Raw genomic sequence first — 13033 nt, forward strand, 5'->3', positions numbered from 1 at the left:
CGCTCCTAGTGGGTGAATCGAACGCAGCACCGCATGCGGCGGCCCTGCGTGTGTTTCGACCGCACGATGCGGTCGAGTTTCAGCGACCGCGCGGCTGTGCAAGCGCCGTCAACCACCAGCGCCGAAGACGCGCTGTACGTAGCCCGACGAAATGCTCGGCGGCATCTGCGCGCACAGATCGCGCAGCGCGGTGCGCACGCCTTCTTCCAGCGTCGGGTGATAGAACGGCATGTCGAGCAGGCTGCGCACGCTCTGCCGCTGCTGCACGGCCCAGGCCAGCAAGTGACCCAGATGCTCGGCGGCGGGGCCGACCATCTCGGCGCCGGCCAGGCGGCCGTCGGCAGGATCGCCATAGAGCTTGAGCCCGCCACGGTTCGCGTTCATCACGCGCGCCCTGCCCTGGTCGGCAAAGTCGACGCGACCGGCAACATGACCGGGCGTCACGACGTCGCCGACGATCGCGATCTGCGGATCACTGAACGTGATCGCCAGCGGCACCCGCCGCGGATGGGCCTGTACACCGCTGGGGCAGGCCGCGGCGTTGCGGCCGGCAATCGTGCCTTCGTCAGCGGCTTCGTGCAGCAACGGACGGTCATGGTTGCAGTCGCCGGCGATGAACACGGCGCTGTCGCCGCAGCGCAGCGTGGCGCGGTCGTAAACCGGCACCCCGTGCGCATCCAGTGCGATACCGGCGTTGTGCAAGGCCAGCGGCTGCAACTTGGGCCGGCGCCCGGCGGCGATCAGCAGGTGTTCGAAGTCGGCCGATCCTCGTTGCTGAGGGCCTTGCCAGTGCAGGCGCAGGCCGGCGGCCAGCGGCTCGGCCTGCAGTTCGACACCGAGCCGCAGATTGAGGCTGGCGGCGTAGATGCGCGCCGCGCTGGCGTTGAGGTCATCGCTGATCAAACCGCCGATGCGGTCGCCGCGATCGAAGATCGCCGTCCTCACACCGAGGCGATGCAACGCTTGGCCCAGCTCCAGACCGAGCGGACCGGCCCCGACCACGGCAACCGAACCCGGCAGCATCACGCGCTCGAACAAGGTCTCGTGCGTCAGCACGCAGTCGGCAACGGCATCGAACATTGCGGGCACCGCCGAATACGCACCCGTGGCGATGACGATGGCCTTGGCCGTCACCTGCACGCCGTCGCCGACCTGCAGACGGCCGGGCGCAATGAACTGCGCGGTGCCGACCAGCCGCTGCGATTCGGGAATCCGCTGGTAGCTCTGCAGCACGCTGCGGACGAAGCGGTCGCGCTCGGCGCGGACGCGCGTCATCACCGCGCGTCCGTCGATCCGCAGCGGTGCGGTCTGGATACCGAACACGCTCGAGGTGCCGGCGCAGTGGGCCGCGGTCGCGGCGGCGATCAGCAGCTTGGACGGCATGCAGCCGCTGCGCGCGCAGGTGGTGCCCGGCTCACCGCCTTCGATCAACAGGACTTGCGCGCCGTCGGCGGCGGCCGCCGCGCTGGCGGCGAGTCCGGCCGTTCCAGCGCCGATCACGGCGACGTCGCAGCTGAGCATTTTCATCGTGGTCTCGTGGCCCGATCAGGGCGTGGACGCAGTGTCGGCAGGTCGAGCTTGGCTGCGCCTGAACGTCGAGGCCGGCATCGCATGCGATGATCGAGATCCTGCGCAACGGATCCCGCTCATGGACGACACCGACAGCGACGACGACCGGCTGTGGCTTGCGCGCATCGCGGCCGACGAACGATGCGACGACGTACCCGAGGCCGTGCTGGCACGCCTGGAGCGCGCGCAACGGCTGATGCGCGGCTGGGGCCAGACCTAGGTGGTCACCGCACGCGGTCGCGCATACCTGGCTGAAAGTGATCACACCGACCGATGAGTGACCTGCTCGACTCGCTGGCCGCTCGCGGTCGCGAGGCCTTGTCGGACGGCGCTTGCGTGCTGCGCGCCGCCGCCATCGACGACGCCGACGCCCTGCTGACCGCGATCGCCGACGTGTGTCGCGCGGCGCCACCGCGCCACCTGCTGGTGCCCGGCGGCAAACGGATGTCGGTGGCGATGAGCAACTGCGGTGCGCTCGGCTGGGTCAGCGATGCACGCGGTTACCGCTATGAGCGCTGCGATCCGCTGTCAGGCCAGCCGTGGCCGCCGATGCCCGAACCGATGCTGCGCGTCGCTCGCGCGGCGGCCGCCGAATCGGGCTACGACGGTTTTGCGCCCGATGCCTGCCTGATCAACCGCTACGAGCCGGGCGCGCGCATGTCGCTGCACCGCGATCATGACGAAGGCGACCTGAGCGCGCCGATCGTGTCGATATCGCTGGGCTTGCCGGCGACGTTCCTGTGGGGCGGGCTGGCGCGCAGCGACAAACCACGCCGGCTGCGCCTGGCGCACGGCGATGTCGTCGTCTGGGGTGGTGCGTCGCGACTGGCGTATCACGGCGTCGCGCCGCTGGCCGATGGCCATCACGCCGCCACCGGCCGCCTGCGCTGGAATCTGACGTTCCGAAAAGCGCGTTGAGCGACGCGCCCGCGCCGTCGCTACTGTGCGGTGTTCGGGAACACCGGCAGCGCGGCGAACGCGCGCGCATCGTGCGCCGGCAACAACTGCAGATCCGGGAACCGCTGATGCACAGCGGCGATCTGGCCGATGGCCGTGCGCACCTGCGCCGTGTCCTCGTCGAGCATTTGGCGCAGCAGCCACGGGCGTTCGGTCGGCACGTGGATGCCTTCCACCTGCCAGACCAGATCACCGAGCAGCGCGTAGCGCGTGCCGGAGGGCAGCGTGATGAACGCGACGATCGACCCCGGCGTATGACCCGGCGCCGGCACCAGCACGACGCTGCCATCGCCCCAGACGTCGTAGCTGGCAGCAAACCCCAGATAGGGGCCGTTGCCGAACGCGTAGTCGCGCAACGGCAGCGGCCCGAGCTGGTGCGCCAGCGCCGCCATTGGCCGGCCGCTGTCGATGAACGCATGTTCCGGCGCATCGACCCAGACCGGCACGCCCGGCAAGTCCTGCAAGCCGCTGACGTGATCCCAATGCGCATGTGTCAGCACCACGCCGGCCAGCTGCTTCGGGTCGTAGCCGGCGGCTGTCAGCTGCTGGCCCACCGGTGTGCCGAACTGCGTCTTGCTCATGCTGCGCATCAGCAGCGGCATCGTGTCGCGGTGCGCGGCCGCATCGCGGCCGAAGCCGGTGTCGAACAGCAAATCGCCCTTGGGATGACGCACCAGCACGGCGGTCATCGAGAAGTCGCGCCGGTCGAGAAAATCACCGCCGCGGTAGGCGAAGCCGGCGCTCGATTCCATGCTGCCGGTCGGCAGCGCGCTCAAGCTCATGCCCGGCGGCGGCGTCGCGGCGGGCAGGCTCGCATCGGCCAGCGCGGCCACCGGCAAGGCCTTGGGCATGAAGCTCGACGTCAACGCGGCCGAACCGGCCAGCACGATCAGCAGCAACGTCCACAGCACGAACTTTTTCATGCGGCCCCCAGGACCAGACCCAGTGCGATGGCCGCCGGCAGCGCCTGCACGAACAGAATCTTGCGGCTGACCGTCAGTGCGCCAAACGCCCCGGCGACGATCACGCAAACCAGAAAGAACACTTTGATCGGCAAGCCGGCGACCGGCCCAAGCAGCAAGCCCCAGATCAGGCCGGCCACCAGAAAGCCGTTGTACAAGCCCTGATTGGCGGCCAGCGCCTTGGTCGCCACCGCGAAGTCCGGCTTGAGGCCGAACGCACGGCGGCCGGCCGGCTTGTCCCACAGGAACATTTCGAGCACCAGAAAATAGGTGTGCAGTAGCGCTACCAGCGCCACCAGTACATCCGCGATCAGCGACATGTCGTCTCCGGGAACAGCCGATGGGGCGGGACGCCGCGCGTCAGCGCGCGTCGAGTTCGGCGGCCAGGCTCGCGTCGAGCGCCTTGGCACGCTGCACGGCCGGACGCGCATTGCAGCGCGCCACATAGTCGACGATCACCGGCAGCTCGGGCACCAGCTTGAAGCCGAGCATCCAGGTCAGCGCCGAACCCCACAGCACGTCGACCGCGCTGTAGCGCTCGCCGAGAAAGTACGGGCCGCGCTGCAGCGCGGCGACGTAGGTGTCCTGCATCGTCTGATCGTCGCCCCAGGGGCACATCGAGGGCGGCGGCGCGTCGCGCTTGAGCGCCTTGTCGATGATCGCCGGCTCGAAGCTCGACCCGTAATACGCCAGCCAGCGCAGGAACGGCCCTCGCTGCGGATCACCGACCGGCGGCGCAAGACCGGCCTGCGGAAAGCGTTCGGCCAGGTACTGGTAGATCGCGGGCTGTTCGGTGATCAAGGCCGTACCGTCGACCAGCGCCGGCACCTTGCCCATCGGGTTGATCGCCATGAATGCCGGCGCGCGCTGCTCGCCGCGCTTGAAGTCGATCACGCACCGTTCGTAGTCGCGTCCGGCGACGGCGCCGAGTTCTTCGAGCAGCGCGAGCACGCCGCTGGAGCGCGTGTTCGGCGCGTGGAAAAAGCGCAGGCGGGGCGTATCGGTATCGGCGGTCATCAGGGCACTCCGTTGCAGACAGACGGCTCAGCGCGGCAATGCGGCGCCGAGCGCGCGCATCAACGGCTTCATGAAGTAATCATCGGCGGGCATCGCGTGCACCGCCACACCCCGTGCCGCCAGCGCGTCAGCGACCACCGGGCCGACCGCGGCGACGATGCTGCGCGCCAGCCCGCGCGTCAGTGTTGCCTCGCGCGCGCCGTCGGCCGCGACACGATACAGCCGCTCGACCTGGGCCATGCTGGTGAACGCGATCGCCTGGACGCGGCCGTCGTCCATCGCGTCGATCAGCGCGACGACGGCATCGACGTCGGATGCGTCGGCATACACGTAAGGCGATACCGGCAAGACCACGGCGCCGGCCTGCTGCAGCGCGTCGCGCAGCGGCCAGTTCGGTTCGCTGCCGTACAGCTGCACGCCGACGCGGCGGCCGCGCAGATCGAGCGTGGCCAGCGTCTGGATCACGCCGGCCGTGGTCGGCGCGGCGGCTTCGATGTCGCTGCGCAAGCCGATCTCGCGCAGCGCACGGCCCGGCTTGGGGCCGCGCGCGATCTTGCGCACCTGCGCCAAGCGCGCGACGACGCCGGCATGCAGTGCAGCGTCGTGGCGCTGCGCGCAGGCCAGCAGCCGGCGCAGGCCTTCGCCGGTCAGCAGCACCAGATCGTCGCAAGCGCCGTCGGCGAAGCCTTGTAGCCAATCGAGCACAGGGCCCGGATCGGGCGCATCGCGGATCGCGATCAGCGGGCAACGCAGCACCTGGGCGCCGCGGCGTTCGAGCAGTGCGCTGAACACGTCCAGCTCGCGGGTCTCGGGCACGGCGATGCACGCACCGCTCAAGTCGGGCTCGCGGCGGACATCGGATGGATCGGCAGGACCAGGAGCGGGCATTCGGCGGGCGCAGGTCAACAAGTGGCCGCCAGCGTAAGCAATTGGCAGCCAGCGCGGCAGCGCGACGCCCGCGTCCGCGGTCACCCGCAGCGGACAGGCGTTCGACGGCACAGTGTCCGCGGACACTCGCGTCCACTCGCAGTGCCTGTCTTTTCTTTCGTACTTTCAGCGTGTTGCGAGATTGACGCAGCGTGGCACGGCACTGGCAATACCGATCCGGCAGACCACAGGAGCCACGACCATGACCGCCAACACCTCGACCCTCGCCCGCCGCATCCGCCCGCTCGCCATCGGCATCGCGCTGCTCGGCAGCAGCGGGGCGGCCCAGGCCAGCGACGGCATCGGCAGCCGCAACATCGCGGCCGGCGTCGGCCAGTGGATCGCCGCACAAGGCAATGCCGCGCTGCGCGAACTGGGCCACGACTTGCGCGAGCACATCGACGACCAGATCCGCCCGCTGCTGCCGCAGCCCGCCGACACGCGCCCTCTGACCCCGAAAGAGGAACAGCGGTAAGGATTGTCGACTCGGGCCGGCCTTGCTCACCTGCTGCAAGTCCCTCACCCGGCGCTACGCGCCACCCTCTCCCGGGGGGAGAGGGGATGTTGGGGGTTGGGGTTCGCGGGTAGAGCGAGGCGCGCTTCTAAAACCCCTCTCCCCTCGGGAGAGGGGCAGGGGTGAGGGCCTCTGAGACTCACCCCAAGCTCGATCCTCAAACTCCCTCACCCGGCGCTGCACGCCACCCTCTCCCGGAGGGAGAGGGGATGTTGGGGGTTGGAGCTCCTGGGCGGGCGTCGCGCTTCCTAACACCCCTCTCCCCCCGGGAGAGGGGAAGGGGTGAGGGCCTCTGAGACTCAGGCCAAGCTCGATCCTCAAACTCCCTCACCCGGCGCTAAGCGCCACCCTCTCCCGGGGGGAGAGGGGATGTTGGGGGTTGGGGTTCGTGGACGGGCACGAGGTGCTTCTAAAACCCCTCTCCCCCCGGGAGAGGGGAAGGGGTGAGGGCCTCTGAGACCCACACCAAGCCCGATCCTCAAACTCCCTCACCCGGCGCTACGCGCCACCCTCTCCCGGAGGGAGAGGGGATGTTGGGGGTTGGGATTCGTGGACGGGCACGAGGCGCTTCTAAAACCCCTCTCCCCCCGGGAGAGGGGATGGGGTGAGGGCCTCTGAGACTCACGCCAAGTTCGATCCTCAAACTCCCTCACCCGGCGCTACGCGCCACCCCCTCCCGGAGGGAGAGGGGATGTTGTGGGTTGGAGTTCCTGGGCGGGCGTCGCGCTTCCTAAAACCCCTCTCCCCCCGGGAGAGGGGATGGGGTGAGGGCCTCTGAGACTCACGCCAAGCTCGATCCTCAAACTCCCTCACCCGGCGCTACGCGCCACCCTCTCCCGGGGGGAGGGGGGATGTTGGGGGTTGGAGTTCCTGGGCGGGCGTCGCGCTTCCTAAAACCCCTCTCCCCCCGGGAGAGGGGAAGGGGTGAGGGCCTCTGAGACTCACGCCAAGCTCGATCCTCAAACTCCCTCACCCGGCGCTACGCGCCACCCTCTCCCGGGGGGAGAGGGGATGTTGGGAGTTGGGGCTCGCGGGAGGCGCGAGGCGCTTCCTAAAACCCCTCTCCCCCCGGGGAGAGCGCAGCGAGGGGGCCAAGCCGGCAGGGGTGAGGGCCTCTCCGATTCGAGCTGGCTTCATCGCGGCGAGTCCCTACCCCGCCGCTGCTTCGTCACCGGTTAATCGGCACCGCCTCGCCGGTATCAGCTCGCCGGCATTTGTTTGTAAGGTGCCACGATGAACACCTCTTCGCCCGCTGCTGCCGCAGCCCGCACCGATACCGCCGCTGGCCTGTTATTCGTGCTGATCTGGAGTACCGGCTACATCGCCGCACCGGCCGCGATGCACGGCATGGGGCCCTTCACGCTGGCCTGCTTGCGCTTCTTTGGCTCGGCGCTGCTGATCGGACTGTTCATTGCCTGGCGCAGGCCCCAGCGACCGCCGACGAGCCTGCTGATCCACGCGGCGATCGCCGGCGCGCTGCTGCAAGCGGGTTTCTTCGGCTTCACCTACACCGGCATGCGTGCTGGCGTGCCGGCCGCGGCCGCCGGCTTGATCACCGGGCTGATGCCGCTGACGACGGCGCTGGGCGCGATGCTGCTGCTCGGCGAGCCCTTGCAGCGCCGCGCGCTGGCCGGGCTGCTGATCGGACTGGCTGGCGTGACGCTGGTGGTTGCGCCGGCGCTGCGCGAACCCGGCAACCTACCCGCCTACGGCCTGCTGGTGCTGGCGCTGGCCTCGCTGTCGGGCGGCACGCTGTATCAAAAGCGCTTCGTCGTCGGCATCGACCCCGTGCTGTCGCTGCTGATGCAGTTGCTCGCGGCGATGATCGTGATGCTGCCACTGGCGATTTCGATCGACGGTTTCGAATTCCACGCCTCGACGATCGCGATCGCCGGATTGGCCTGGGCGATTCTCGTCAATTCCTGCATCGGGCTGCTGCTGTATCTGGTGCTGCTGGCGCGCGGTGCGTCGGGCCGCGTCGCCAGCTTGTTCTATCTGGTGCCGCCGACGACGGCGGTACTGGCCGCGCTGGTGCTGCACGCGCGTTTCGACGGGCACGACGCGCTCGGCTTTGCGCTGGCGGCGTGTGGCGTGTGGCTCGGCTTGCGTCCGAACACCGTGCCGCAACCGCGTTGAGGCGCAGCGTCGAACGAGCCGCCTCGCCCGGCGCCGTACAATGCGCGATGCCCTCCCCGAGACTCGCCCGATGACCGATGCCGACCCTCGCATCCGCACGCAGCGATTCGCTGGCGCGGGGCTGAGCCTGTGCGGCGATGTCGGCGGCGATGCGTCAGCACAGCCGGTGATCCTGCTGCACGGCGGTGGGCAGACGCGGCATTCGTGGCGGCGCGCGATGGTCGAGCTGATAACGCGCGGCTTCTACGTGATCAGCCTGGACGCACGCGGCCATGGCGACAGCGACTGGGCCGCCGACGCCGATTACACGTTCGCATCGCTGGCGGCCGATCTAGAAGCGGTGATCGCGACGCTGCCGCGACCGCCGGTGCTGGTCGGCGCGTCGATGGGCGGCGCCACGGCGCTGTACTTGATCGGCAACCGACAGCAGGTCGTGGCACGCGCGCTGGTGATGGTCGACGTCGTGCCGCGCTTGGAAGCCGAAGGCTCGCGCAAGATCCGCCAATTCATGGAAGCGAATCCGCAAGGCTTTGCCACCGTCGAAGAAGCGGCCGATGCGGTCGCCGCGTACTACCCGACACGCAAACGGCCACGTGATCCAAGCGGCTTGATGAAGAACCTGCGCCGTCGCGACGACGGCCGCTTGTACTGGCACTGGGACCCGCGCTTCATCGCCTCGGTGCGGCGCGCCGAGCCGCCCGAAATGGCGCGGCACATGGTCGACGCCTGCCGCGGTGTGCACGTACCGACATTGCTCGTGCGCGGCCTGGAAAGCGACATCGTCGGGCAGGCCGGCGTCGATGAATTCCGCGCGCTGCTGCCGCAGCTGCAGGTGGCCGATGTCAGCGGCGCCGGACACATGGTGGCCGGCGATCGCAACGATGCCTTCAACCGCAGCGTGCTCGACTTTCTGCACGCGCTGCCGCCCGACGTAGCCGCAGCGCGATGACGACCACGACGCGGATGCCGGTCTACTTCGTCTCGCATGGCGGCGGGCCGTGCTTTTTCATGGACTGGAATCCGCCCGACACCTGGACCTCGCTCGGCAACTGGCTGCGCGGCATCGGCGGCGAGATCAGTGCGCGGCCGACCGCGATCATCGTCGTGTCGGCGCACTGGGAAGCCGACGACTTCAGCGTGACCGGCGCCGCGCAGCCGTCGCTGATCTACGACTACCACGGCTTTCCGCCGCACACCTATCAACTGCAATACCCGGCACCGGGCGCGCCGACCTTGGCGCAGCAAATCGTCGAACGCTTGCGCGCCGCTGGCTTGCCGTCGCAGCGAGACGACGCACGCGGCTGGGACCACGGCGTATTCGTTCCGCTGATGCTGATGTTCCCCGACGCCGACATTCCAGTGGTGCAGCTGTCGCTGCGTCGCGGCCTGGACGCGGCCGAACATCTGGCGGCCGGTGCCGCACTGGCCGGGCTGCGCGATGAGGGCGTGCTGATCGTCGGCAGCGGCTACAGCTATCACAACATGCGCGGCTACGGCGGCGCCGGCGAACGCGCGGCCGCCGAGTTCGACGGCTGGCTCCAGACGACGATCACTGCGACGGCGCCGGCGCAGCGCGCGGCGGCGTTGCGCCGATGGGAAGACGCACCGAGCGCGCGCGCCGCGCATCCGCGCGAAGAACATCTGCTGCCGCTGATGGTCGCAGCCGGTGCCGCCGGCGACAGCGCGGGCACCTGCGTTTACACCGACCGCGTCTGGAACATCGCCACGTCGGGCTTCCGCTTCGGCTGAGCGCGCCGCAGGGCAGGCCCCTGCCGCGCGCACGGCATCATCGCAGCGTCATCGTCGGCCGCTAATTTGTGCGGCCTTTTGGGTCACTGACGGTTGCGATCGATGCTCTCGTTTCTACGCCCCGCGCTGCGGCACACGATCACCGCCAGCCTGATGTGGCTGGCCGCTTGCGGCAGCTCGTCCAATGGCGACACCGACAGCCCGGTCGAACCGCCACCGCCGGGAATCCCGACGCTGACCGAGTACACGATCGATACCGATCTGATCAACGAAAGCAGCGGACTGGCACGGTCGCAGCGCCGCGATGACTTGCTGTGGACGCTCAACGACAGCGGCGGCGCCACGTCGCTGTACGGCATCACCACCGAGGGCCGGCACGTCGTGACGCTCGACGTCCGGGGCGCGCTGGCGAATCTCGACTGGGAAGACCTGGCCAGCTACACGCATGATGGCGTGGCCTATCTGCTGATCGGCGACATGGGCGACAACAGCGCGTTTCGACCGGTGACGACGTTCTACCGGATCGTCGAGCCGGAAGTGACGATTGGCGACGCCGTGCAATCGCTGAGCGTCACCGTCGACCGGATCTACACGCAGGCGTATCCGGACGGCCCGCGCGACGCCGAATCCTTGGCTGTCGACGGCCGCGACCACATGGCCTACGTGCTGTCGAAGCGCGATGCGCAGCCGATGCTGTACCGCTTCCCGCTGGACTCGCTGTTGCCGCTGCCGATCGCACTGCCCGGCATCATGGAAGCGCTGGGCCCGATCGAGATTCCGCGCGCACCGGCCGATTTCAGCGGCAACGTCGACGCATTCAACTGGACCACGGCGATGGATTTCGACGACGCCGGAACAATGGCCTACGTCGGTACGCCGCTAAACGGCTACTGGTATCAGCGACAGGCCGACGAGGATTGGATCAGCGCGATGCAGCGGGCGCCGCGCGCGTTTGCGTTGCCGCCGTATTCGCAGATCGAAGCCGGCACGTTTGCCCGCACCGACGCCGCGACGCTGTACATCACCAGCGAAAACCTGCCGGCGCCGCTGGCCCGTCTGCGTCCTTGACGCGCAGACGCGCGTCGCCGTCGGACTAATCGTCGGCGTTGCGCGTGGTGCGCAGCGCCTTGATGCGGCCGGTGTGCTGCTTGTCGGCAACGCGTCGGCGCTGCGAGCTGGCTGTGGGCCGCGTTGCCTTGCGTGGGCGCGGAATATCGGCGGCGGCGGCGATCATCACGCGCAGCCGTTCGATCGCCGCATCGCGATTCTGCTCCTGGCGCCGGAACTGCTGAGCCTTGATCACGACGACGCCGTCCTGCGTGATGCGCTGATCGCGGCGACTGGCCAGCCGCTGCTTGACCTCGTCGGGCAAGGACGATGCGTGAATGTCGAAGCGCAACTGCACCGCGGATTCGGTCTTGTTGACGTTCTGCCCGCCATTGCCCTGCGAGCGCGTCGAGCTGAGCTCGATTTCGCTCAGCGGCAGACTCAGGCGGTCGGTGATCGTCAGCGTCATCCGGGACTCAGGCCGAGACGGCGTAGGTGCGGTCGAGGTAACGCAGGATTGCAGCGGACTCGTACATCGCCGTGCCGGTATTGGCGTCGATTAGATACGGCACCTGCACTTGCCCCGTGTGCTCGGCCAACCAGCGGCGGTTGCGCGACGTCCCCTTCTCGCCCTTGAACAGCTGATCGCGAAAGCTCGGCGGCCCGATGTCGCGCCAATGCGCCTTGGCCGTGCTGCGCAAACGGTAAGCAAGCTCCAGCTCGCACAAACGAGCGCGCACCGGCTTGGAGAACGGGCTGGCTTCGAAGCTGTACAGCTCCAGCAGCGTCTGCGGCGCGCGCGACGGCCGCGCACGCAAGCCGGTCATCCCGCCCAGCCGCAGCATCAGCAGCGATGCCGCTTGCGAGCTGATCACCGCCAGCGGATGCAGCATCCGCCAGCGGCGACGGCGGCCACGGCCGTACTGCGCGTACAAGTAGTCGACGATGTCGCCGGATTCGTAGATCACGCGGCCGGTGTTGTCGTCGACCAGCAGCGGAAACTGCGCTTTGCCGCCGACGCGGATCGCCTCGTTGCGATAGCGCGTGCCGTTCTTCGGGCACGGCAGGATCACCGCGTCCAGGTCGAGTTCGCTGAGCACCTCGCGCACCAGCCGGCAGTAAGGACAGGCTTCGATGTCGTACAGCTTCAACAGCTGCGGGGGCGGCGGCGTCTGTTGGTAGACCATCGCGCCGCGCCACAAGCGCAGCGTGCCGCTGAAGACGTTGATCAGCGCGTCGATCCGGGTGTCGGGCATGGCGGGGCTGCTGGCGATGGCAAGGCCTGCAAGCCTACCGCGAGCGCTCGGTACGCCGCAGCATCAGACACAGCGGCCCCAGCGCCGCCACGCGATCAATCGTTGTCGTTGATCGTCACCGTGGCCGTGCTGGTTGCACCCAATGCAGCGGTGACCGGTGCGCTGAGACGCACCTGGAAGGTCTCGGCCGGTTCCGTGAGCGTGTCGTTGGACACCGAAATCGTAAAGCTCTTGTTGGCGGCATCGCCGTTGGCCCAGGTCACGGTTCCGCTCTTGGCCGCGTAGTCATTGCCGGCCGTGGCCGTGCCATTGGCGGTGACGTAGTTGATCGACGCGGCGCCGGTGCTGCCGCCCGTGCGTTGCAGCGTGATCGTGATCGCGCCCGTGCCCTCGGTGATGGCGTAGCTGGCCGACGACAGCGCGATGCTGCCCGGCGAGCCGTCATCGTCGGCGATCGTCAGCGTCGCCGTCTTGGCGGAGCCCAGCGTCGCACCACCACCAGGGCTGCTCAAGCTCAACGTGATCGTTTCGTTGGCCTCGGCGGTGGCGTCGTTGCTGATCGGCACCGAGAAGGTTTGATTGGCTGCATCGCCGTCGGCCCAGTTCAGCGTGCCGCTGGCGGCCGCATAGTCGCTGGCGGCCATCGCCGTGCCGTTGGCGCTGGCGTAGGCCACCGACACGGCGCCTAAGCTGCCGCCGCTGCGGCGCACGGTGACCACCGCGTTGCCGACGCTTTCGGACGCCGACAGCGCGGTACTGGTGAACGACAACGCGCCGGCTGAACTGACCGTGTCGTCGTCGGTGATCGACACGGTCGCGATGCTGGACGCGCCGAGCGTCGCGCCGGTGGCTGCACTCAAGCGCAGCTGCAGCGTTTCGGTGGATTCCGCGAGCGTGTC

General features: G+C 68.7%; 15 protein-coding genes. 7 read left to right on the forward strand and 8 right to left on the reverse strand.

From position 1 onward, the window contains the following. Positions 1-108: 108 nt before the first annotated feature. Positions 109-1527 carry a dihydrolipoyl dehydrogenase gene (locus tag BUB09_RS13465; protein ID WP_072898241.1) on the reverse strand — a complete coding sequence of 473 codons (1419 nt, stop codon included), beginning with the start codon at positions 1525-1527 and terminating at the stop codon, positions 109-111. A 121-nt stretch (positions 1528-1648) separates the two neighbouring features. Between BUB09_RS13465 and BUB09_RS17230 the strand changes: the two genes are divergently transcribed. Together BUB09_RS17230 and alkB are read left to right on the forward strand one after the other, a co-directional pair. Next, the gene (locus BUB09_RS17230; RefSeq protein WP_175550203.1) at positions 1649-1789 is read left to right on the forward strand and encodes a hypothetical protein; all 141 of its coding nucleotides are present in this window, start codon (positions 1649-1651) and stop codon (positions 1787-1789) included. 53 nt (positions 1790-1842) lie between these two features. Beyond that, positions 1843-2487, forward strand: coding sequence for a DNA oxidative demethylase AlkB (gene alkB / locus BUB09_RS13475; protein ID WP_072898243.1), 645 nt, complete (start codon positions 1843-1845; stop codon positions 2485-2487). Positions 2488-2507: 20 nt separating this feature from the next. On the opposite strand, the gene BUB09_RS13480 is transcribed toward alkB, so the two are convergent. From BUB09_RS13480 to BUB09_RS13495, 4 genes are read right to left on the reverse strand one after another with little or no spacing between them, the layout of a single operon-like run. Beyond that, positions 2508-3449, reverse strand: coding sequence for an MBL fold metallo-hydrolase (locus tag BUB09_RS13480; protein WP_084083428.1), 942 nt, complete (start codon positions 3447-3449; stop codon positions 2508-2510). Next, complete coding sequence (locus BUB09_RS13485; RefSeq protein ID WP_072898244.1) at positions 3446-3808, reverse strand: DUF1304 domain-containing protein; 363 nt, start codon at positions 3806-3808, stop codon at positions 3446-3448. The genes BUB09_RS13480 and BUB09_RS13485 overlap by 4 nt, the downstream gene beginning before the upstream one ends. A 40-nt stretch (positions 3809-3848) precedes the next feature. Further along, positions 3849-4505, reverse strand: a complete 657-nt coding sequence (locus tag BUB09_RS13490; protein WP_072898245.1) for a glutathione S-transferase family protein — start codon at positions 4503-4505, stop codon at positions 3849-3851. Positions 4506-4532: 27 nt separating this feature from the next. Next, the gene (locus BUB09_RS13495) at positions 4533-5393 is read right to left on the reverse strand and encodes a uroporphyrinogen-III synthase (protein ID WP_072898342.1); all 861 of its coding nucleotides are present in this window, start codon (positions 5391-5393) and stop codon (positions 4533-4535) included. A gap of 241 nt (positions 5394-5634) precedes the next feature. On the opposite strand from BUB09_RS13495, the gene BUB09_RS13500 reads away from it, so the two are divergent. From BUB09_RS13500 to BUB09_RS13520, 5 genes are all read left to right on the forward strand, one after another. Then, a complete protein-coding gene (locus tag BUB09_RS13500; RefSeq protein ID WP_072898246.1) occupies positions 5635-5907 on the forward strand; it encodes a hypothetical protein in 273 nt (90 codons plus the stop codon). 1272 nt (positions 5908-7179) lie between these two features. Continuing rightward, positions 7180-8082 carry a DMT family transporter gene (locus BUB09_RS13505; RefSeq protein WP_072898247.1) on the forward strand — a complete coding sequence of 301 codons (903 nt, stop codon included), beginning with the start codon at positions 7180-7182 and terminating at the stop codon, positions 8080-8082. A 70-nt stretch (positions 8083-8152) separates the two neighbouring features. After that, positions 8153-9031: an alpha/beta fold hydrolase gene (locus BUB09_RS13510; protein WP_072898248.1), complete on the forward strand. Its 879-nt coding sequence runs from the start codon at positions 8153-8155 to the stop codon at positions 9029-9031. Then, positions 9028-9831, forward strand: coding sequence for a DODA-type extradiol aromatic ring-opening family dioxygenase (locus tag BUB09_RS13515; protein ID WP_072898249.1), 804 nt, complete (start codon positions 9028-9030; stop codon positions 9829-9831). Before BUB09_RS13510 ends, BUB09_RS13515 begins: the two co-directional genes overlap by 4 nt. 102 nt (positions 9832-9933) lie before the next feature. Continuing rightward, a complete protein-coding gene (locus tag BUB09_RS13520; protein WP_072898250.1) occupies positions 9934-10899 on the forward strand; it encodes a hypothetical protein in 966 nt (321 codons plus the stop codon). A gap of 25 nt (positions 10900-10924) precedes the next feature. Here BUB09_RS13520 and arfB read toward each other — a convergent pair whose 3' ends face one another. The 3 genes from arfB to BUB09_RS17235 all read right to left on the reverse strand — a co-directional run. Next, entirely contained in the window at positions 10925-11347 is a 423-nt protein-coding gene (gene arfB / locus BUB09_RS13525; RefSeq protein WP_072898251.1) for an alternative ribosome rescue aminoacyl-tRNA hydrolase ArfB, read from the reverse strand. Positions 11348-11354: 7 nt separating this feature from the next. Then, positions 11355-12134 carry a glutathione S-transferase N-terminal domain-containing protein gene (locus BUB09_RS13530; protein WP_072898252.1) on the reverse strand — a complete coding sequence of 260 codons (780 nt, stop codon included), beginning with the start codon at positions 12132-12134 and terminating at the stop codon, positions 11355-11357. A 95-nt stretch (positions 12135-12229) separates the two neighbouring features. Then, positions 12230-13033 (reverse strand): Calx-beta domain-containing protein (locus BUB09_RS17235; protein ID WP_281249929.1); only part of this gene is annotated, 804 nt, incomplete at its 5' end.

Origin of the sequence: Hydrocarboniphaga daqingensis (genome assembly GCF_900129825.1) — a bacterium.
Classification (GTDB): domain Bacteria; phylum Pseudomonadota; class Gammaproteobacteria; order Nevskiales; family Nevskiaceae; genus Hydrocarboniphaga; species Hydrocarboniphaga daqingensis.